General features: G+C 68.7%; 18 protein-coding genes, 1 tRNA gene and 2 riboswitches. Of the genes, 12 read left to right on the top strand and 7 right to left on the bottom strand.

The annotated features are described in order from the left end of the window. Positions 1-26: 26 nt before the first annotated feature. From ASF43_RS18865 to ASF43_RS18875, 3 genes are read left to right on the top strand one after another with little or no spacing between them, the layout of a single operon-like run. Positions 27-1,478 carry a sigma-54 dependent transcriptional regulator gene (locus tag ASF43_RS18865; protein ID WP_056184206.1) on the top strand — a complete coding sequence of 484 codons (1,452 nt, stop codon included), beginning with the start codon at positions 27-29 and terminating at the stop codon, positions 1,476-1,478. Positions 1,479-1,482: 4 nt separating this feature from the next. After that, entirely contained in the window at positions 1,483-2,493 is a 1,011-nt protein-coding gene (locus tag ASF43_RS18870) for a HupU protein (protein ID WP_056184208.1), read from the top strand. Then, positions 2,490-3,947: a nickel-dependent hydrogenase large subunit gene (locus tag ASF43_RS18875; protein ID WP_056184210.1), complete on the top strand. Its 1,458-nt coding sequence runs from the start codon at positions 2,490-2,492 to the stop codon at positions 3,945-3,947. The genes ASF43_RS18870 and ASF43_RS18875 overlap by 4 nt, the downstream gene beginning before the upstream one ends. A 60-nt stretch (positions 3,948-4,007) precedes the next feature. Here the strand turns inward: ASF43_RS18875 and ASF43_RS18880 are convergent. From ASF43_RS18880 to ASF43_RS18900, 5 genes are all read right to left on the bottom strand, one after another. Further along, a tRNA-Ser gene (locus ASF43_RS18880) sits at positions 4,008-4,100 on the bottom strand. Positions 4,101-4,139: 39 nt separating this feature from the next. Continuing rightward, entirely contained in the window at positions 4,140-5,411 is a 1,272-nt protein-coding gene (locus ASF43_RS18885; protein ID WP_056184212.1) for an aspartate kinase, read from the bottom strand. 57 nt (positions 5,412-5,468) lie between these two features. Continuing rightward, positions 5,469-6,434, bottom strand: coding sequence for a tRNA lysidine(34) synthetase TilS (tilS, locus tag ASF43_RS18890; RefSeq protein WP_056184214.1), 966 nt, complete (start codon positions 6,432-6,434; stop codon positions 5,469-5,471). Positions 6,435-6,445: 11 nt separating this feature from the next. Then, positions 6,446-7,081 (bottom strand): 3-oxoacid CoA-transferase subunit B, encoded by a 636-nt coding sequence (locus ASF43_RS18895; protein WP_056184216.1) that lies wholly within the window; start codon positions 7,079-7,081, stop codon positions 6,446-6,448. A 2-nt stretch (positions 7,082-7,083) separates the two neighbouring features. Continuing rightward, a complete protein-coding gene (locus ASF43_RS18900) occupies positions 7,084-7,896 on the bottom strand; it encodes a CoA transferase subunit A (RefSeq protein WP_056184218.1) in 813 nt (270 codons plus the stop codon). 77 nt (positions 7,897-7,973) lie between these two features. On the opposite strand from ASF43_RS18900, the gene ASF43_RS18905 reads away from it, so the two are divergent. Next, on the top strand, positions 7,974-8,528 hold the full coding sequence (locus ASF43_RS18905; RefSeq protein ID WP_056184220.1) for a PAS and helix-turn-helix domain-containing protein: 555 nt from the start codon (positions 7,974-7,976) through the stop codon (positions 8,526-8,528). Here ASF43_RS18905 and ASF43_RS18910 read toward each other — a convergent pair. Beyond that, complete coding sequence (locus ASF43_RS18910; RefSeq protein WP_200932571.1) at positions 8,518-9,528, bottom strand: helix-turn-helix domain-containing protein; 1,011 nt, start codon at positions 9,526-9,528, stop codon at positions 8,518-8,520. The two genes, ASF43_RS18905 and ASF43_RS18910, sit on opposite strands and share 11 nt — an antisense overlap. Before the next feature lie 175 nt (positions 9,529-9,703). On the opposite strand from ASF43_RS18910, the gene eat reads away from it, so the two are divergent. From eat to ASF43_RS18930, 4 genes are all read left to right on the top strand, one after another. After that, entirely contained in the window at positions 9,704-11,113 is a 1,410-nt protein-coding gene (eat, locus tag ASF43_RS18915) for an ethanolamine permease (protein WP_056184222.1), read from the top strand. A gap of 21 nt (positions 11,114-11,134) precedes the next feature. After that, complete coding sequence (locus ASF43_RS18920) at positions 11,135-12,535, top strand: ethanolamine ammonia-lyase subunit EutB (RefSeq protein WP_056184223.1); 1,401 nt, start codon at positions 11,135-11,137, stop codon at positions 12,533-12,535. After that, entirely contained in the window at positions 12,532-13,335 is an 804-nt protein-coding gene (gene eutC, locus ASF43_RS18925; RefSeq protein ID WP_056184226.1) for an ethanolamine ammonia-lyase subunit EutC, read from the top strand. Before ASF43_RS18920 ends, eutC begins: the two co-directional genes overlap by 4 nt. Before the next feature lie 69 nt (positions 13,336-13,404). Next, complete coding sequence (locus ASF43_RS18930; protein ID WP_056184228.1) at positions 13,405-13,992, top strand: peroxidase-related enzyme; 588 nt, start codon at positions 13,405-13,407, stop codon at positions 13,990-13,992. A 3-nt stretch (positions 13,993-13,995) separates the two neighbouring features. Here the strand turns inward: ASF43_RS18930 and ASF43_RS18935 are convergent, their stop codons facing one another. Beyond that, positions 13,996-14,778, bottom strand: coding sequence for an SDR family oxidoreductase (locus ASF43_RS18935; protein ID WP_056184230.1), 783 nt, complete (start codon positions 14,776-14,778; stop codon positions 13,996-13,998). Positions 14,779-14,905: 127 nt separating this feature from the next. Here ASF43_RS18935 and ASF43_RS18940 point away from each other — a divergent pair, with 127 nt between their 5' ends. The 4 genes from ASF43_RS18940 to gcvP all read left to right on the top strand — a co-directional run bounded on the left by ASF43_RS18940 (position 14,906) and on the right by gcvP (position 21,340). Continuing rightward, on the top strand, positions 14,906-16,603 hold the full coding sequence (locus ASF43_RS18940) for an electron transfer flavoprotein-ubiquinone oxidoreductase (protein ID WP_056184231.1): 1,698 nt from the start codon (positions 14,906-14,908) through the stop codon (positions 16,601-16,603). Between the two features lie 71 nt (positions 16,604-16,674). Further along, positions 16,675-16,769, top strand: a riboswitch (glycine riboswitch). Between the two features lie 4 nt (positions 16,770-16,773). After that, a riboswitch (glycine riboswitch) is annotated at positions 16,774-16,873 on the top strand. Between the two features lie 47 nt (positions 16,874-16,920). Continuing rightward, positions 16,921-18,045, top strand: coding sequence for a glycine cleavage system aminomethyltransferase GcvT (gene gcvT / locus ASF43_RS18945; RefSeq protein ID WP_056184233.1), 1,125 nt, complete (start codon positions 16,921-16,923; stop codon positions 18,043-18,045). A gap of 37 nt (positions 18,046-18,082) precedes the next feature. Then, positions 18,083-18,451 (top strand): glycine cleavage system protein GcvH, encoded by a 369-nt coding sequence (gcvH, locus tag ASF43_RS18950; protein ID WP_056184235.1) that lies wholly within the window; start codon positions 18,083-18,085, stop codon positions 18,449-18,451. 6 nt (positions 18,452-18,457) lie between these two features. Continuing rightward, on the top strand, positions 18,458-21,340 hold the full coding sequence (gcvP, locus tag ASF43_RS18955; RefSeq protein WP_056184237.1) for an aminomethyl-transferring glycine dehydrogenase: 2,883 nt from the start codon (positions 18,458-18,460) through the stop codon (positions 21,338-21,340). Position 21,341 lies beyond the last annotated feature (1 nt).

A 21,341-nucleotide genomic window follows, 5' to 3' on the forward strand; every position in this document is an offset into this window, starting at 1 on the left:
GCAGCGCTCCTGGAATCCTCGACCTCATGCACGACGATCCCGAGCTCCCGACCGTCCTCGTCGTCGACGACGAGGTGCGCTCGCAGGACGCATTGCGCCGCACGCTGGACGAAGACTTCATCGTGCTCACCGCGGGCGACGCCGACGCCGCCCGCGTGCACCTGGAGCGCCAGCCCGTCAGCGTGATCCTGTGCGACCAGCGCATGCCCGGGTTGACCGGCGTGCTGTTCCTCAAGGAAGTGCGCGAACGCTGGCCCGACACGGTGCGCATCGTGATCTCGGGCTACACCGATTCGCAGGACATCATCGCCGGCATCAACGACGCCGGCATCCACCAGTACCTGCTCAAGCCCTGGGTGCCCCATCATCTGCTGCAGACCGTGCGCGACGCGGCCGAGGCCCAGGCGCTACAGCGCGGCATGGGCCAGCTCGACCTGGAGCTGCGCACCGCCACGCCGGTGCTGCGCCGGCGCCTGGCCAGCAAGCTCGCGCAGGCGCGCAGCGTGTTCGGCTTCGAGCGCATCGAACGCGGCACGGGCAGCCCGCTCAACGCCGTGTGCGCCATGGCCGAGCGCGTGGCGCGCTACGACCTGCCGGTGCTGGTGCTGGGCGAATCGGGCAGCGGCAAGGAACTCATCGCGCGCGCCATCCACTACGCCAGCCCGCGCGCCGAAGGCCCGTTCGCGGTGGAGAACTGCGCGGCCATCCCCGATTCGCTGCTTGAATCCGAGCTGTTCGGCCACAAGCGCGGCTCGTTTACGGGCGCCTATGAAGACCGGCCCGGCCTGTTCCAGCGTGCCCATGGCGGCACGCTGTTCCTGGACGAAATCGGCGACACCTCGGCCGCGCTCCAGGTGCGGCTGCTGCGCGTGCTGCAGGAGGGCGAGGTGCGACCCGTGGGCGCGCCGCGCCCGGTGCCGGTGGACGTGCGCGTGATCGCCGCCACGCACCGCGACCTGGAGCAGCGCGTACGCGACGGCCTGTTCCGCGAAGACCTGTACTACCGGCTGGCCGGCGTGGTGCTGACCATGCCGCCCCTGCGCGAGCGCAGCGGCGATATCGCCCCCATCGCGCAGCGCATGGTGCGCGAGGTCGGCACCGAGCTGGGTTGCCCTGGCGCCAGCCTGTCGAGCGAGGCGCTGGCCTGCCTGTTGGCCTACCCCTGGCCTGGCAACATCCGCGAGCTGCGCAACGAAATCGCGCGCGCCGTGGCGCTCAGCGATGGCGGCGAGGTGCCGGCCACCGCCTTCTCGCCACGCGTGCTGCAGGGCCAGACGGTGCGCGCCGCGGCGCCCGGCGGCCTGGACGCGCTGCCGCACGCCGGCACGCTGGCCGAACGCCTGGCCGCGATCGAGGCCATGGTGCTGCGCGAAACGCTGCTGCGCCAGCGTTGGAACAAGACCCGTGCGGCCAAGGAGCTGGGCCTGTCGCGCGTGGGCCTGCGCGCGAAGATGCAACGTTACGGTTTAGAGGGATAACGCCATGCCGACTCCGACATTCAAGGTGCTGTGGCTGCAGTCCGGCGGCTGCGGTGGTTGCAGCATGTCGCTGCTGTGCGCCGACACCAATGACTTTCACGGCCAGTTCCGCGACGCCGGCATCGAGCTGCTGTGGCACCCGGCGCTGTCGCTGGGCACCGGGCACGAACTGACCGCACTTCTGCACGACATCCTTGCCGGTGAATGCGCGCTGGACGCCTTGTGCATCGAGGGCTCGCTGCTGCGCGGCCCGCATGGCACGGGCCGCTTCCACATGATGGCCGGCACCGGCCTGCCCATGGTCGACTGGGTGCGCCGGCTCGCCGCCGTGGCGCAGAACGTGGTGGCGGTGGGCAGCTGCGCGGCCTGGGGTGGCGTGACGGCCGGCGGCGACAACCCCACCGATGCCTGCGGCCTGCAGTACGAGGACGACCGGCCCGGCGGCCTGCTGGGCGCCGAGTTCCGCAGCCGCTCGGGCCTGCCCGTGGTCAACATCGCGGGCTGCCCCACGCACCCGAACTGGGTGGTCGACAGCTTGATGGCGCTGGCGGCCGGAAGCTTCGACGCCAGTGCGCTCGACAGCCTGCACCGCCCGCGCTTCTACGCCGACCAGCTCGTGCACCACGGCTGCACGCGCAACGAGTACTACGAGTTCAAGGCCAGCGCCGAGAAGCCGTCCGACCTGGGCTGCATGATGGAGCACATGGGCTGCAAGGGCACGCAGGTGCATGCGGACTGCAACACGCGGCTGTGGAACGGTGAAGGCTCGTGCACGCGCGGCGGCTACGCCTGCATCGCCTGCACCGAGCCGGGCTTCCAGGAGCCGGGCCACGTGTTCCACCAGACGCCCAAGCTGGCCGGCATCCCCATCGGCCTGCCGACCGACATGCCCAAGGCCTGGTTCGTGGCACTGGCCTCGCTGTCCAAGTCGGCCACGCCCAAGCGGGTCAAGCTCAATGCGGTGGCAGACCATCTGGTGGTGGCGCCGGCGGCGCGGAAGACTCGGCTCAAATGACGACGCGCCTTCTCGTCGGCCCCTTCAACCGCGTCGAGGGCGACCTGGAGGTTGCACTCGACATCGCCGACGGCCGCGTGCGCTCGGCCCGTGTCAACGCCACCATGTACCGCGGTTTCGAGCAGATCCTGAGCGGCAAGGCGCCGCACGACGCGCTGGTCTATGTGCCGCGCATCTGCGGCATCTGCTCGGTGTCGCAATCGGTGGCGGCGGCCCGTGCGCTGGCCGACTTGGCCGGCATCGCACCGCCGCCCAACGGCCAGCATGTGACCAACCTCATCCTGGCCACCGAGAACCTGGCTGACCACCTCACGCACTTCTATCTGTTTTTCATGCCGGACTTCATGCGGCCGGTCTACGCCAGCCGCCCCTGGCATTCCGAGGCCCAGCGCCGCTTCGACCCACAGACCGGCGAGCACACGCGCCAGGCGATTGCCGCGCGCCAGCGCTGGTTCACGCTGCTCGGCACGCTGGCCGGCAAGTGGCCGCACACGCAAAGCATCGAGCCGGGCGGCAGCACGCGCGCGGTGGACGCGGCCGAACGCGTGCGCCTGCTGGCCCGCGTGCGCGCGTTCCGCCGCTTCCTGGAGCAGCAGATGTTTGGCGCGGCGCTCGAGGACGTGGCGGCGCTGGACAGCGAAGGCGCGCTGTGGGCCTGGCACACGCAGGACTCGCAGCGCGGCGACCTGCGCCTGTTCCTCACCATCGCGCGCGACCTGGAGCTGGAACGGCTGGGCACCGGCCCGGGCCGCTACCTGAGCTACGGCGCCTACGCCCAGCCCGGCGGCGGCCATGCGCTGGCGGCCGGCGTGTGGCGCGCGGGCGGGGCCCTGAGCGCACCAGACACGCGCTCGATCACCGAAGACGCCACCCACGCCTGGCTGGACGACAGCGGCGCGCCGCGCCATCCGTGGCAAGGCCAGACCCGCCCGGACGTGGACAAGCCAGCGGCCTACACCTGGAACAAGGCGCCCCGGCTGGCCGGCGAGGTGGTGGAGACCGGCGCCATCGCACGGCAGCTGGCATCGCAGCACCCGCTGGTGCTGGACGTGGTGGCGCGCCATGGCGGCACAGTCTTCACGCGCGTGCTGGCGCGGGCGCTGGAACTGGCCCGCGTGCTGCCGATGATGGAATCGTGGCTGCAGCAACTGAAGGCCGGCGAGCCCTACTGCGACAGCGCCGTGCTGCCGGACGAAGGCCAGGGCATCGGCCTGTCGGAAGCCGCGCGCGGCGCGCTGGGCCACTGGATCGTGGTGCGCGGCGGCCGCATCGCCAACTACCAGATCGTCGCGCCCACGAGCTGGAACTTCTCGCCGCGCGACGCGGCCGGCACGCCCGGCGCGCTGGAGATGGCTTTGGAGAACGCGCCCGTGCAGGATGGGGAGCAGACCCCGGTCTCGGTGCAGCACATCGTGCGTTCGTTCGATCCGTGCATGGTCTGCACGGTGCATTGACAGATAGCGCGCGGCAACGAAAAAGCCCCAAGTGAATGAACCACTTGGGGCTTTGCGTCCTGGCGGAAACGGAGGGATTCGAACCCTCGATGAGGCTCTACACCCCATACTCCCTTAGCAGGGGAGCACCTTCGGCCACTCGGTCACGTTTCCTGGAAAGCTGGCGATTATGCCACGAGATATCGGCCGTTTTCAGGCGGCGGCGGGCTGGTCCAGATCGAAGGCGCGGTGCAGTGCGCGTACGGCCAGTTCCATGTACTTCTCGTCGATCACGACCGAGGTCTTGATCTCGCTGGTGGAGATCATCTGGATGTTGATGCCCTCTTCGCTCAGGCAGCGGAACATCTTGCTGGCGATCCCCACATGGCTGCGCATGCCGATGCCCACGATGCTGACCTTGCAGATGCGCGCGTCGCCCACCACTTCCTGCGCACCGAGCTTGGGCAGGACCTTCTCCTTGAGCAGGTCCAGCGTCTTGGCGTAGTCGTTGCGGTGCACCGTGAAGCTGAAGTCGGTCTTGCCGTCCTTGCTCACGTTCTGGATGATGACGTCGACCTCGATGTTGGCGTCGGCGACCGCGCCCAGGATCTGGTACGCGATGCCCGGGGTGTCCGGCACGCCCAGGACGGAAATCTTGGCTTCGTCGCGGTTGAACGCGATGCCCGACACGATGGCTTGTTCCATTTGCTCGTCTTCCTCGAATGTGATCAGGGTGCCGGACTTGGACTCTTCGTCCAGGTCGATGTCCCAGGGCGTGAAGCTGGACAGCACGCGCAGCGGCACCTTGTATTTGCCGGCGAATTCCACCGAGCGGATCTGCAGCACCTTGGAGCCCATGGAGGCCATCTCCAGCATCTCCTCGAAGCTCACGGTCTGCAGGCGGCGCGCCTCGGGCACCACGCGCGGGTCGGTGGTGTAGACGCCGTCCACGTCGGTGTAGATCAGGCATTCCTGCGCCTTGAGCGCGGCCGCCACGGCCACGGCCGAGGTGTCGCTGCCGCCACGGCCCAGCGTGGTGATGTGGCCTTGCTCGTCGATGCCCTGGAAGCCCGTCACGATCACGACGCGGCCGGTGTCCAGGTCGGCGCGCACGCGCTGGTCGTCGATGGATTCGATGCGGGCCTTGGTGTAGGCGCTGTTGGTGCGGATCGGCACCTGCCAGCCCGCGTAGCTGACCGACTCCATGCCCTCGGCCTGCAGCGCAATCGCCAGAAGTGCCGACGAGGCCTGCTCGCCGGTGGCGGCCAGCATGTCGAGCTCGCGGTGGTAGGCGTCGGCCGCACGCGAAGGCGCCAGCTCTTTGGCCAGGCCCAGCAGGCGGTTGGTCTCGCCGCTCATGGCGCTGGGCACCACGACCATCTGATGGCCGGCGCGGGCCCACTTGGCGACGCGCTTGGCGACGTTGCGGATGCGCTCGGTCGAGCCCATCGACGTGCCGCCGTATTTGTGAACGATCAATGCCATGGAATGGATGGCGCGGCCCCCTCTGACACTGGGTGAAAGCCCGGGTGACGCGTGCGCCTAGGTTGAATCGGAAAGCGCGGGATTGTAGCAATCGAGCACATCGCCACGGCGCCGCACGAAGCGCGCGCCGACCTTGAGCCGGATGTCGTGCCCGCGCGTGCGGCAGGCCTCCAGCTGGTCCAGCAACTCGTCCAGCTGCGCCGTGCTGGGCGCCGTGGCGTGCACGCTCACGAGCCAATGCCGCAGCACGTTGGCGCGGCGCGCGCGGGACAGTGCGCGCAGGCCGGCAATGGTCGGTGGCACGCCCAACGCGTGCAAGTCCGTCTCGGCCAGTTCGCGTAAAAGCGCCTGCCCTTGTGCGGCATGGCCGGCACTGCGCGCGAAGGTGGCGCGGAACGACGGGAAGGCCCGCGCCAGCGTGGGCAGCAGTTGCGCGCGGATGCGGTTGCGCGTGAAGGCCGCGTCGGCATTGGTCGGGTCTTCGATCCAGGTGACGCCCTGCTCCGCCAGCCAGGCACGCAGGTCCGGCCCCGGCACGGCCAGCAGCGGCCGGTGGTAGCGCAGCCCGTCGCGCTCCCACTGCGCCGGCATGGCGGCCAGCCCCGGCAGGCCAGCGCCGCGGCTGAGCGCCAGCAGCATCGTCTCGACCTGATCATCGGCGTGCTGGGCCAGCGCCACGTCGCGCGGGCCGCCCTGCGCCCAATCGCGCGCGGCCACTTCGGCAATCGCGGCATAGCGCGCGCGGCGCGCAGCATCCTCGGGGCTCTGGCCACTGGCATGGCGCGCCTGCACATGGGCGACCACCAACGGCACACCCAGCGCAGCACACACGCTACGGCAATGGGATTCGAAATCGTCGGCCGCCGCCTGCAGGCCGTGGTGCACATGGACCGCGTGCACCTGGCCGGGCCAGCGCGCCGCGCAGGCGCGCAGCAGAGCCGTGGAATCGGCGCCACCGCTGTAGGCCACGGCCAGTGGCAATCGGGGCGCGAAGGCCGCGATGGCGGCGGCGAAGCCGCTCACGGCTTACCCCCTCAGATGAGCTCGACGCCCGTCTTGGACTGCAGCACCTCGCGCGTCACGCCAGGCGCCATCTCCACGACCTTCAGGCCCTGGGGAGTCACGTCCAGCACGGCCAGGTCGGTGATGATGCGGTCGACCACGGCCACGCCCGTCAGCGGCAGCGTGCACTTGGGCAGGATCTTGAGGTCTTCCGTGCCGTCCTTCTTCTTGGCCACGTGTTCCATGAGCACGATCACGCGCTTGACGCCGGCCACGAGGTCCATCGCGCCGCCCATGCCCTTGACCATCTTGCCGGGGATCATCCAGTTGGCCAGGTCGCCTTCGGCGCTGACCTGCATGGCCCCGAGGATGGACAAATTGATCTTGCCGCCACGGATCATCGCGAAGCTGTCGTGGCTGCCGAAGATCGAGCTGCCGGGCAGCGTCGTCACGGTCTGCTTGCCGGCGTTGATGAGGTCGGCATCGACCTCTTCTTCGGTCGGGAACGGGCCGATGCCCAGCATGCCGTTCTCGCTCTGCAGCCAGACCTCCTTGTCGCCGGTGTGGTTGGCCACCAGGGTCGGGATGCCGATGCCCAGGTTCACGTAGAAGCCGTCTTCCAGCTCTTGCGCCGCACGTGCGGCCATCTGGTCTTGGGTCCAGGGCATGTTCAGACTCCTGCTTGTTTGTTGACCGGCACCTTGGGCACGGGGACTTCGTCGACGGCGGCGGCCTGCGCGATCACGGCCTGCGCCTCGACCTTGGCAGCGGCCACATCCACCGGCGCGGCGGCGCGCAGCGTGCGCTTCTCGATGCGCTTTTCGGGCGTGGCGTTCAGAACGATGCGGTGCACGTAGATGCCCGGCAGGTGCACGTGGTCCGGGTCGATGTCGCCGGTCTCGACGATCTTCTCGACCTCGACCACGCAGATCTTGCCGGCCATGGCCGCAGCGGGGTTGAAGTTTCGCGCCGTGCGGCGGAACTGCAGGTTGCCCGACTTGTCGGCGATGTAGGCCTTGACCAGCGCGACCTCGGGCACCAGCGAGCGCTCCATCACATAGGTCTCGCCGTCGAACTCGCGCAGCTCCTTGCCCTCGGCCACCTGGGTGCCCACACCGGTCTTGGTGAAGAAGGCCGGGATGCCGGCGCCACCGGCGCGCAGTTTCTCGGCCAGCGTGCCCTGGGGCGTGAACTCCAGCTCCAGTTCGCCGGCCAGGTACTGGCGCTCGAATTCCTTGTTCTCGCCCACGTAGCTGGCGATCATCTTCTTGATCTGGCGCGTCTCCAGCAGCTTGCCCAGGCCGAAGCCGTCGACACCCGCGTTGTTGGAGATGACGGTCAGGTCCTTGACACCGGAATCCTTCAGCGCCTCGATCAGCGCCTCGGGGATGCCGCACAGGCCGAAGCCGCCCACGGCCATGAGCTGGCCGTCCTTGACGATGCCCTTCAACGCCGCATCGGCGGAAGGATAGATTTTGTTCACGAGGTACTCCTTTGCTGTCGGTGCCGGCAACGATACTACGTAGCCGAGTACGTAGTTTTTCGTAAAGGGAAGTCCCGATGGAAGTCGACTACCGCATGGCCTTCGACCTGGCGCCCATCGGTCTGGTGCTGTCGCGCCAGCGGGCGATTGTGGACTGCAACCAGCATCTGTGCGAGATGTTCGGCGCCACGCGCGACCAGCTGGTCGGCCAGTCCTTCCGCGTGCTCTACCCCAGCGCGGACGAATACGAGCGCACCGGCCTGCGCATCACGCCCATCATGAACGCCAAGGGTTTCTATGCCGACGAACGCATCATGCAGCGCGTCGATGGGCGCTTCAAGGGCGAGACTTTCTGGTGCCATGTGACGGGGCGCGCCTTCGACCGCCAGGCGCCGCACGAGGCCGGCATCTGGAGCTTCGAGGACCTGAGCGCGCGCCGTGCCGTGAAGATGGAACTGACGCCACGCGAACGCGAGGTGGCGGCCCACGTGATGCAGGGCCTCACGTCCAAGGAGATCGGCCGCGCGCTGGCCATCAGCCACCGCACGGTGGAGATCTACCGCGCCCGGCTGATCCGCAAGTACGGCGCCAGCTCGAACGCCGATCTGGTGCACCGGCTGGTCACGCGCTGAACGCCGCCAGCTGCGACTGGCGCAGCGTCTGCGACGGCAGTTCGTCGAACAGCGCCTTGTAGGCCTGCGAGAAGCGGCCCATGTGGAAGAAGCCCCATTGCGCCGCCACGTCCTGCACATGTACCGGGCCGGGGCCGGCCTGGCGCAGCTCGCGCCGGCAGGCGTTGAGCCGCACCGTGCGCAAAAAGTCGGCTGGCGCCGTGCCCACGGTCGCCAAAAAATGGTTGTGCAGCGTGCGCGGCGTCAGGTGCAGCCGCTGGCACAGGTCATCGACCGACATGGCGTGGTTGAACGGGTCGATGGCCATGTCGCGCGCCGCCATCACCAGGGCCAGCCGCCGCTGCGCCGCGGCCTTGGCGGCCTGCGGCTGGTTCTCGTCGTGGCAATCGGCCATCAGCTGCAGCAGCTGCGCGCCCAACATCTGCAGCGCGCGCCGGCCCCAGTGCTGGTGGGCCTCGTCGCCCGCGCCCAGCGACAGCATGGACTCGATGGTCTGGCACAGCGCCACGTGGCGGTGCGGCGGCAAGGCCGTGGCGCAGACCTCCACGCCCTGCGGCACCAGCGGGCCGCGGCCCAGCGCCTCGCACTGCGCGGCCAGCCAGGCCTCATCCAGCACCACGCCGTAGATGCCGAAGCGCTTCGGCGTGCGCAGCACGAAGCCGGCGTCGGCCCGCGCCACCATCATGGTGCGCGGCCGGTCGGCACCCTGCAGCCGGCCGGAGAAATGCAAGGCCCCTTCGCTGATGCCATCGGGAATGCCGAACCAGATCGAACCCGGCCAGGGGCGGCAGCGCTGGGCGGTCTGCTGGCCCGTGAATTCGTGAAACACCTGCAGCCGCGGATGGCCCAGCCACAGCTCGCGCACCAAGCCGGTGAAATGGCCGCACGAAAGCTGGTCGTACTCCTGGCGCCAGGACGAGATGTGGGTGGCGTGTTCGTCCACATCGGTGCTGCGGCGCGCCTGGTAGACGGCAGCGTGGTCGGCGGTGATCGTCTGCACTGGGGGCCCTCCGGAAGGCAGTGCGAAGGTATACGCAAAAGCAGTGCCACACCATCGGTACGCGCCCCGCACGAACGCCCGGGCGCCAGATTTTCCGAAACCGGATAGCGGCGCCGCGGCTGCGCTGCTGCAATTGACACATTCCTCCTCCACGCTCTGCCCGAGCCCTGCTGCCATGAGTGCCATCCCCACCGCTGCTGCTGCATCCGTCCCGGCCACCGGCCATCTCAAGAAAGTCCTGGGGCCGCTGCAGCTCTGGGGCATCGCCGTGGGGCTCGTGATCTCGGGCGAATACTTCGGCTGGAGCTACGGCTGGAACACCGCCGGCACGCTGGGCTTCCTGGTCGCCACCGTGCTGGTGGCGGCTATGTACACGACCTTCATCTTCAGCTTCACCGAGCTGTCCACCGCCATTCCGCATGCCGGCGGCCCCTTCGCCTATGCGCGCCGCGCCTTCGGGCCGACGGGCGGCTTCATCGCCGGTTTCGCCACACTGGTGGAGTTCGTGTTCGCGCCGCCGGCCATCTCGCTGGCCATCGGCGCCTACCTCAACGTGCAGTTCCCGGGCATCGACCCGAAGATGCTGGCGCTGGGCGCCTACGTGATCTTCATCGCGCTGAACTGGGTGGGCGTCAGCATCGCCGCCACCTTCGAGCTGTTCGTCACGCTGCTGGCCATCTTCGAGCTGGTGGTGTTCATGGGCGTGGTCTCGCCGGGCTGGTCCATGGCCAACTTCGTGGCCCACGGCTGGGCCGGTGGCGACGTGCTGGACGGCAAGGCGATCTCCGGCATCTTCGCGTCCATCCCGTTCGCGATCTGGTTCTTCCTGGCCATCGAGGGCGCGGCCATGGCGGCCGAGGAGGCACGCGAGCCGCACCGCACCATCCCGCTGGCTTACACCACGGGCATCGTCACACTGGTGGTGCTGGCCTTCGGCGTGATGGTCTTCGCCGGCGGCGTGGGCGACTGGCGGACTTTGGCCAACATCAACGACCCGCTGCCGCAGGCCATGAAGGTGGTGGTGGGCGCCAACAGCGGCTGGCTGCACATGATGGTGTGGATCGGTCTGTTCGGGCTGATCGCGTCCTTCCACGGCATCATCATGGGCTACTCGCGCCAGATCTTCGCGCTGGCGCGCGCCGGCTACCTGCCGGCCTACTTCGCGGCGCTGAGCCCGCGCTTCGACACGCCGCACCGTGCGCTGGTGGCCGGCGGCGTGATCGGCGTGGCCGCCATCTTCAGCGACGAGTGGATCACCTTCGGCGGCCAGACGCTGACAGCCAACATCGTGACCATGGCCGTGCTGGGCGCCATCGTGATGTACCTGATCTCCATGGCCGCGCTGTTCAAGCTGCGCTGCAGCGAGCCCGGCCTGCACCGCCCGTACGTCGCGCCGTTCTACCCCGTGTTCCCGGCCATTGCGCTGGGGCTGGGCCTGGTCTGCCTGGGCGCCATGGTGTGGTTCAACACCATGCTGTCGCTGCTGTTCCTGGCGTTGATGGCTTTGGCCTACGGCTATTTCAGGCTCACGGCCAGCCAGCGTGCAGCCGCCGCGCACGATGCTATGTTGTCGGGAACCCACTGACCCTGCCCACAGGTCTTTGCCATGCGCTACCGCACCACCATCGCCACCCAGGTCTTCGCCTTCGACGACCTGCGCCAGGTCATGGCCTGCGCCAGCCCGGCGCGCTCGGGCGACTACCTGGCCGGCATCGGCGCCGCCACGTCGCAGCAGCGCATGGCCGCGCGCCATGTGCTGGCCGACACGCCGCTCACGCAGTTCCTCATCGAAGCATTGGTGCCCTACGAAGACGACAACATCACGCGGCTGATCGTCGACACGCACGATGCCGCCGCGTTTGCGCCCGTGGCGCACCTCACGGTGGGCGACCTGCGCAACTGGCTGCTGTCCGATGCTGCAAACACGGCCGCGCTCACGGCGCTGGCGCCCGGCCTCACGCCCGAAATGGTGGCCGCCGTCTCCAAGCTCATGCGCAACCAGGACCTGATCGCCGTGGCCCGCAAGTGCCAGGTCGTCACGCGCTTTCGCAACACCATCGGCCTGCCCGGCCACATGGCCGTGCGGCTGCAGCCCAACCACCCGACCGACGACCTGCGCGGCGTGGCCGCCTCCACGCTGGACGGGCTGCTGTACGGCGCAGGCGATGCGGTGATCGGGCTGAACCCGGCGTCCGACAGCCTGCCCGTGCTCGACCGGCTGCTGCGCCTCCTGGACGAGGTGATCCAGCGCTTCCAGATCCCCACGCAGGCCTGCGTGCTCACGCATGTGACCAACACGCTGCGGCTCATGGAGGCCGGCGCGCCGGTGGACCTGGTGTTCCAGTCCATCGCCGGCACCGAGAGGGCCAACCTGTCCTTCGGCGTCACGCCCGAGCTGCTGGACGAGGCCTGCGCCGCCGCGCGTGCGCTGGGCCGCGGCACGCTGGGCGACAACGTCATGTACTTCGAGACCGGCCAGGGCAGCGCGCTGTCGGCCAACGCGCACCACGGCGTGGACCAGCAGACCTGCGAGGCGCGCGCCTATGCACTGGCGCGGCGCTACCGGCCGCTGCTGGTCAACACCGTGGTCGGCTTCATCGGGCCGGAGTATTTGTTCGACGGCAAGCAGATCATCCGCGCCGGCCTGGAAGACCATTTCTGCGGCAAGCTGATGGGCCTGCCGCTGGGCTGCGACATCTGCTACACCAACCACGCCGAGGCCGACCAGGACGACATGGACACGCTGATGGTGCTGCTGGCCACGGCCGGCCTGAGCTTCCAGATCGGGGTGCCGGGCGCCGACGACGTGATGCTGAACTACCAGAGCACCTCGTTCCACGACGCGCTGTTCCTGCGCGAGACGCTGGGCCTGAAGCGCGCGCCCGAGTTCGAGGCCTGGCTGCAGCGCATGCAGATCACCGACAGCGCGGGCCGGCTGGCGCCGCCGGCCGCCAACGGCCTGCTGCAAGGAATGGGCGGGCTGCCCGCCTTGGGAGGCACGGCATGACGGCCCCGCCCACCGGCATCACAGCCGACGCATGGCAGGAATGGCGCGCCGCCACGCCCGCGCGCCTGGCCCTGGGCCGCGCCGGCCAGGGCATGCCGACCGACGAGACGCTGCGCTTCGGCTGGGCGCATGCGATGGCGCGCGACGCGATCCATGCCGCGCTGGACACCGACGCGCTGGCCGCAGAACTGCAGGCCGCCGGCTGGGCCACGCGCACGGTGCGCAGCCAGGCGGCCGACCGCGGCACTTACCTGCGCCGGCCCGACCTGGGCCGCCAGCTCGACCCCGAGCACGCGCAGCAGCTGCGCGCCGAAGCCGCAGCCGGCTGCGACCTCTGCCTGGTGATCGGCGATGGCCTCTCTTCGCTGGCCGTGGCGCGCCACGCCGTGCCGCTGCTGGCCGCGCTGCGCACGCAGTTGCCGGCCAGCCTGCGCATCGCGCCCGTGGTGATCGCCGCGCAGGCGCGTGTGGCCCTGGCCGACGAGGTGGGCGAGGCGCTCGGCGCGCGCATGGCCGCCATGCTGATCGGCGAGCGGCCCGGCCTGTCGTCGCCCGACAGCCTGGGCATCTACCTCACGCACGGCCCCGCGCGCGGGCGCCACGACGCGCAGCGCAACTGCATCTCCAACGTGCGGCCGCAGGGCCTGGCCTATGACGCCGCAGCCTTCAAGCTGGCCTGGCTGCTGCGCGAGGCGCTGCGCCGCGGACTGACCGGCGTCGAGCTCAAGGACGAAAGCGACCTGGCCGTGCTGGAGCAGGCCTCCTCCAGCCCGCCGCCGCCACTGCCACTGCCAGGCTGACGGCACGCCTCTCGTAGGCGCCGGTGGTACAAGAGCGCATCGCGACCCTGCCCGGAATGGAGACACCCAATGACCGATCGCTACCCCCTGCCCGACCTCAACACGCTACCCGACGACCTGCGCACCAAGATCCTCGAAGTGCAGGAGAAGGCCGGCTTCGTGCCCAATGTGTTCCTGGCGCTGGCCCGCCGACCAGCGGAGTGGCGCGCGTTCTTCGCCTACCACGATGCGCTGATGGACCCGGAGAGCGTGGGCCGCAGCAGCCCCTTGACCAAGGGCGACCGCGAGATGATCGTCACCACCACCAGCGCGGCCAACCAGTGCCTGTACTGCGTGGTGGCACACGGTGCGCTCCTGCGCATCTACGAGAAAAAGCCGCTGGTGGCCGACCAGGTGGCGGTGAACTGGCGCAAGGCCGATATCACGCCGCGCCAGCGCGCCATGCTGGACTTTGCGATGAAGGTTTGCGAACGCTCGCACGAGATCGACGATGCGGATTTCGCCGCGCTGGCCGCGCACGGTTTCACCGATGAGGACGCCTGGGACATCGGCGCCATCACGGCGTTCTTCGGGCTGTCCAACCGCATGGCCAGCTTCACCGGCATGCAGCCGAACGCCGAGTTCTATTTGATGGGGCGCGTGCCGAAGCAGAAGTAGCCGTCAGGCGGCAAAGCCGTCGTCCGCCGCGATCACCGCGCCGTTCACGAAATGGCTCTGGTCGCTGGCCAGCATGACGATCAGCGCGTCCAGGTCCTCGGGCTTGCCCACACGCTTGCGCGGCAGCATCTCGATGCGCTTGCGCCCCGCATCCGTGGACCACTGATCGTGGTTCATCTCGGTGTCGATGTAGCCCGGGCACAGGGCGTTCACGTTGATGCCATGCTTGCCCCACTCCAGCGCCATCGCGCGCGTCATGTGCACCACGGTGGCCTTGCTCATCGCATAGACGCCGACACGCGGCATGACCTTCAGGCCCAGCATGGACGCCACGTTGATGATGCGCCCACCCGTGAAGCTGCCCGGCGCCACGCCGCTGGAGCGCGCGATCATGCGCTTGGCCACCTCCTGGGCCATGAAGAACGCGCCTCGCGCATTCGTGTTCATGATGTCGTCGTAGTCCTCGGGCGTCACGTCGACCAGCTTGTGGGATGCACCCACGCCCGAGTTGTTGACCAGGATGTCGATGGAGCCCACCTCGGTCTCCGCCCGTGCCACGGCGGCGCGGATCGAATGCGGGTCGGTCACGTCCAGCTCGACCACATGGGCGTCGCCACCCTCGCCGTCGATGTGCGCGCGCAACTCCTTGAGCCGCTCCACGCGCCGGCTGGCCAGCACCACTGCAGCACCGGCCCGCGCCAGGACACGTGCGAACTGCGCGCCCAGCCCGCTGGACGCCCCCGTGACCAGCGCCACCCGGCCGGAAAGATCGATGCTGTAAGCCATGGAAGAACCTCTTGTGGTGGACATCGACAAGCGAACCATTGTGTCGCCTAGGCGTCTCCTGTGAAGACGTGGGGCCGCGAATAAAATCCGGCGTTTTTGCGCCAACCAACAGATCGAGACACCCTACATGACGAACGAAGAAATCCTGGCCCAGTACGGTCCCCGCGAGGCCATGGAGTACGACGTGGTCGTGGTCGGCGGCGGCCCTGCAGGCCTGGCCACCGCCATCCGGCTCAAGCAGCTGTCCGCCGAGAAGGGCACGGACGTTTCTGTCGTGGTCCTGGAAAAGGGCTCCGAGCCCGGGGCCCACATCCTGTCGGGCGCGATCATGGACCCGCGCGCGCTGACCGAGCTGCTGCCCAACTGGAAGGCCGACGGCGCCCCGCTGAACCAGCCCGTGACCGACGACGCCATGGTGTTCCTGGGCGAAAAGGCCAGCGTGCGCACGCCGGCCTTCCTGCTGCCCCAGTGCTTCCAGAACCACGGCAACTACATCGTGAGCCTGGGCAATGTCACGCGGTGGCTGGCGCAGCAGGCCGAGAACCTGGGCGTGGAGATCTTCCCCGGCTTCGCGGCCGCCGAGGTGCTCTACAACGACGACGGCTCCGTCAAGGGCGTGGCCACGGGCAACCTGGGCGTGGGCAAGGACGGCGAGCCGACCGACGAGTTCCAGATCGGCATGGAGCTGCACGGCAAGTACACGGTGTTCGCAGAAGGCGCGCGCGGCCACCTGGGCCGCCAGCTCATCTCCCGCTTCAAGCTCGATGCCGGGCGCGACCCGCAGACCTACGGTTTGGGCGTCAAGGAAGTCTGGGAGATCGACCCCAAGCGCCACGTGCCTGGCTTCGTTCTGCACACGGCTGGCTGGCCCATGGACGCCAACACCTATGGCGGCGCCTTCCTCTACCACATGGAGGACAACAAGGTCACCTTGGGCTTCATCACCGGGCTGGACTACAGCAACCCCTACCTCAGCCCGTTCGAAGAATTCCAGCGCTGGAAGACGCACCCCAACATCCGCTGGTACCTGGAGGGCGACGAAGCCAATGGCATCAAGCCCGGCAAGCGCCTGGGCTACGGCGCCCGCGCGATCACGGCCGGCGGCCTGCAGTCGCTGCCCAAGACCGTGTTCCCGGGCGGCGCGCTGGTGGGCTGCGAGGCCGGCTACCTGAACGTGAGCCGCATCAAGGGCAGCCATGCCGCGATCAAGACCGGCATGCTGGCCGCCGAGGCCGCCTACGCCGCCGTGACCGCCGGCCGCCAACACGACGAACTGGCCAGCTACCCCGAGGCCTTCGAGAAGAGCTGGCTCTACACCGAGCTGCGCAAGGCGCGCAACTTCAAGGCCTGGTTCAAGAAGGGCCTAACGGTCGCGACCATCATGAACGGCGTGGAGCAGTTCGTGCTCAAGGGCAACGTGCCCTGGACGCTCAAGCGCGACAAACCCGACCACGCCTACCTCAAGCCCGCTGCCGATTGCAAGCCCATCGTCTACCCCAAGCCCGATGGCAAGCTGACGTTCGACCGGCTGTCCAGCGTGTTCATCAGCAACACCAACCACAACGAGCACCAGCCGGCGCACCTGACGCTCAAGGACGCCAGCGTGCCGGTGAACATCAACCTGGCCAAATATGCCGGCCCCGAGTCGCGCTATTGCCCAGCCGGCGTGTACGAGTTCGTGAAGACCGAGAACAACCAGGACCGGCTGCAGATCAATGCGCAGAACTGCGTGCACTGCAAGACCTGCGACATCAAGGACCCGACGCAGAACATCGTCTGGGTCACGCCAGAGGGCGGCGGCGGGCCGAACTACTCGGGCATGTGATGCCCACCAGGGCGCCGCAAGGCGCCCTTTTCTTTTGCGGCACGCCTGGCGCGCAAGCAAGCTCAGTAGAATGCGCCCGGTCAGGAGAGAGCCCTTCTTGCAAGGGCCGCCGAAGGCGCAGGACCCAGCCGTCCAAACGCTCAGGCAAAAGGACTGACCCAGGTCGTTCGACCTTCCTCACTGGAGAGAGGTCCACCCCGTGTGGATCCACCGAAGGGGCAAACCGCGCAGGCGGCGAATCTCTCAGGTAAAGCGGACAGCGAGGCAGCCCATGGTGCGCGTGCGCCATGCCGTGTATCTGCCTCGAGGAATCCGCCATGTCCACGGACGCTTTGCTCCACACCCCGCTGCACGCGCTGCACATCGAACTGGGCGCCCGCATGGTGCCCTTCGCCGGCTACAGCATGCCCGTGCAGTACCCCGCCGGCCTCATGGCCGAGCACCTGCACACGCGCGCATCGGCCGGCTTGTTCGATGTCTCGCACATGGGCCAGCTGCAGCTGCGCGGCCCCGAAGCGGCGGCCGCCTTCGAAAGCCTGATCCCGGTCGACGTGATAGGCCTGGGCCTGGACAAGCAGCGCTACGGCCTGCTGCTGGACGATGCCGGCGGCATCCTGGACGACCTGATGTTCGTCAACCGCGGCGACCATCTGTTCGTGATCGTCAATGGGGCCTGCAAGGTGGCCGACATCGCCCACATCCAGGCCCGCATCGGCACGCGCTGCAACGTGGTGCCACTGCCCGATCACGGCCTGCTGGCCCTGCAGGGCCCCAAGGCCGTCAACGCCCTGGCGCGCCTGGTGCCGGGCGTGCCCCGGCTGGTGTTCATGACCGGTGGCGCCTTCGATTGGGACGGCGCGCCGCTCTATATCACCCGCAGCGGCTACACCGGCGAAGACGGCTTTGAAATATCGGTCCCCGCCAACCGGGCCGAGGCCCTGGCCCGCGCGCTGCTGGCCCAGCCTGAGGTCCAGCCGATCGGCCTGGGCGCACGCAATTCGCTGCGGCTGGAAGCCGGCCTGTGCCTGTACGGCAACGACATCGACACCACCACCAGCCCGGTCGAAGCCGGCCTGAACTGGGCCATGCAGAAGGTGCGGCGCGCCGGCGGCGAGCGCGCGGGCGGCTTCCCGGGCGCCGACAAGGTGCTGGGCCAGCTGGCCGGCACCACGCCCATCGAACGCAAGCGCGTGGGCTTCATCGCACTGGAGCGCGTGCCCGTGCGCGAGCACACGGCTGTGCAATCCACCGACGGCCAGGCCATCGGCGAAGTGACGAGTGGCCTGCTCGGCCCCAGCGTGGACAAGCCCATCGCCATGGCCTATGTCCGCACGGCGTTTGCTTCACCCGGCACACGCGTGCACGCCATGGTGCGCGGCAAGGCCGTGCCCATGGAGGTGAGCCCCATGCCTTTCCTGCCGCCGCGTTACCACCGCGGCTGAACCATCCACGCCACCACGCTCAACCCGAGGACACACCATGATCAAGTACACCGAAGACCACGAATGGCTCAAGGTCGAGGGCGACATCGCCACCGTCGGCATCACCGTGCACGCGCAAGACGCGCTGGGCGACGTGGTCTATGTCGATCTGCCCGAAGTCGGCAAGACGCTGGCGCAGAAGGACGTGGCCGGCGTCGTCGAATCCGTCAAGGCCGCGGCCGATGTCTACATGCCCGTGGCCGGCGAAGTGACCGAGGTCAACGAAGCGCTGCGCGCTGACCCGGCCCTGGCCAACACCGACCCCACGGGCGCGGGCTGGTTCTTCAAGGTCAAGCTGTCCGATGCCTCGCAACTCGACGCGCTGCTCGACGAGACCGCCTACAACACCTTCGCCGCGAACAACTGACCCGCCATGCCGACCCGCGCCACGCCCCTTGCCGAGCTGGAAAACCCCTCGGAATTCATCGCCCGCCACATCGGCATCACGCCCGATGACGAAGCGCGCATGCTGGCTGCGGTCGGCTCCTTCTCGCGCCAGGAGCTGGTCGCGGGCATCGTGCCGCGCAGCATCGCGCGCAGCACGCCCATGCAGTTGCCGCCTGCAGTGAGCGAGGCCGCGGCGCTGGCCGAACTGCGCGCCATCGCCGAGCAAAACCGCGTGTTCAAGAGCTTCATCGGCCAGGGCTACCACGGCACGCTGACGCCCGGCGTGATCCTGCGCAACATCCTGGAGAACCCGGCCTGGTACACGGCCTACACGCCCTACCAGGCCGAGATCAGCCAGGGCCGCATGGAGGCTCTGGTCAACTTCCAGACCATGGTCACGGACCTCACCGGCATGGCGATCGCCAACGCCTCCATGCTGGACGAGGCCACGGCCGCCGCCGAGGCGATGACGCTGGCCAAGCGCAGCGTCAGGAGCAAGAGCAACCGCTTCCTGGTGGCGGCCGACTGCCATCCGCAGACCATCGAGGTGGTGCGCACGCGCGCCGAGCCGATGGGCATCGCGGTCGTGGTCGGCGACATCGCAGCCTTGCTGCAGGACGGCGACTGCTTCGGCGTGCTAGCGCAATACCCGGCAACCGACGGCACGGTGCACGACCTGCGCGCGCTGGTGGCCACGGCCCACGCCAAGGACGCGGCCTTCTGCGTGGCCGCCGATCTGCTGGCGCTGACCCTGCTCACGCCGCCTGGCGAATGGGACGCCGACATCGTGGTCGGCACCACGCAGCGCTTCGGCATGCCCATGGGCAACGGCGGCCCGCATGCGGCTTACATGGCCTGCCGCGATGCGTTCAAGCGCTCGCTGCCCGGGCGCCTGGTCGGCGTCAGCATCGATGCCGAAGGTCAGCCGGCGTACCGGCTTGCGCTGCAGACACGCGAGCAGCACATCCGGCGCGAGAAGGCCACGTCCAACATCTGCACGGCCCAGGTGCTGCCCGCCGTCATTGCCAGCATGTATGCCGTCTACCACGGCCCCGATGGCCTGCGCCGCATCGCCGAGCGCACGGCGAGGCTGTCTGCCATCCTGGCGCGCGGCCTGGCGCAGATGGGCTTGGAGATCACCAGCGCCACCGGCTTCGACACGCTGACCGTGCGCACCGGTGATGCGACCAACGCCATCCTGGACCGGGCCCAGCGTGGCCATGCCAACCTGCGGGCCATTGCCGAGGGCTGCCTGTCGGTCGCGCTGGACGAGACGACGACCCGCGAGGACGTGGTCTCGCTGTGGACCTGGTTCGCGGGCGACGCTGCGGCGGTGCCGGCTTTCGCCGCGTTCGAGGATGCCGACACGCGCATCCCGGCCGCCCTGCGGCGCAGCAGTGTGTTCATGGAGCACCCGGTCTTCAATACGCACCGAAGCGAGACCTCGATGCTGCGCTACATCCGCGCGCTGTCGGACAAGGACCTGGCGCTGGACCGCAGCATGATCCCGCTGGGCAGCTGCACGATGAAGCTCAACGCCACCAGCGAGATGATCCCCATCACCTGGCCCGGGTTTGCGCACATCCACCCGTTCGCGCCACGCGACCAGTTGCAGGGCTATGCGACGCTGGAGCGCCAGCTGTGCGACTGGCTCAGCCAGGCCACGGGCTATGCCGGCATCAGCCTGCAACCCAATGCCGGCTCGCAGGGCGAGTACGCGGGCCTGCTGGCCATCCGCGCCTGGCACAAGGCGCGCGGCGACGCGCAGCGCGATGTGTGCCTGATCCCGTCTTCCGCGCACGGCACCAACCCGGCCAGCGCGCAGATGGTGGGCCTGCGCGTGGTCGTGACGGCCTGCGATGCCCAGGGCAATGTGGACATGGCCGACCTGGCGGCCAAGTGCGAACAGCATGCCGACAAGCTGGCCTGCGTGATGATCACCTACCCCAGCACGCACGGCGTGTTCGAGACCCAGGTCAAGGACTTGTGCGCGCTGGTGCACCGGCACGGTGGCCGCGTCTACGTGGACGGCGCCAACATGAACGCGCTGGTCGGCGTGGCCGCGCCGGGTGAGTTCGGTGGTGATGTGAGCCACCTGAACCTGCACAAGACCTTCTGCATTCCGCACGGCGGCGGCGGGCCCGGCGTGGGACCGGTCTGCGTGGTCGAAGACCTCGTGCCCTACCTGCCGGGCCACGACACGGCAGGGCTGGACCATGGCGGCGTGGGCGCGGTCTCGGCGGCTCCGCTGGGCAACGCAGCGGTGCTGCCGATCAGCTGGATGTACTGCCGCATGATGGGCGCCGACGGTCTGACGCAGGCGACCGAGACGGCCATCCTCTCGGCCAACTACATCAGCGCGCGGCTCAAGGACCACTTTCCCACGCTGTACGCCAGTGCCAACGGCCATGTGGCGCATGAGTGCATCCTGGATCTGCGCGGCATCGCCAAGACCAGCGGCGTCACGGCAGAGGACGTGGCCAAGCGGCTGATCGACTACGGCTTCCATGCGCCCACGCTGAGCTTCCCGGTTGCCGGCACGCTGATGGTGGAGCCCACCGAAAGCGAGACGCTGGATGAGCTGGACCGTTTCATCGATGCGATGATGGCGATTCGCGCTGAGATTGCGCAGATCGAGAACGGTACATGGCCACAGGACGACAACCCCTTGAAGCACGCGCCGCACACGGCGGCCCGTTTGCTGCAGCCCGAGTGGACGCGCCCCTACCCGCGCGAACTCGGCGCGTTCGCGTTGCCGGCACTGCGGCGTGCCAAGTACTGGCCGCCCGTGGCGCGCATCGACAACGTGTACGGCGACCGCAACCTGTTCTGCAGCTGCGTGCCGGTGGTGGACTACGCCCAGGCCTGAC

The sequence above is a fragment of the Pseudorhodoferax sp. Leaf267 genome (assembly GCF_001422405.1).
Lineage (GTDB): Bacteria > Pseudomonadota > Gammaproteobacteria > Burkholderiales > Burkholderiaceae_C > Pseudorhodoferax.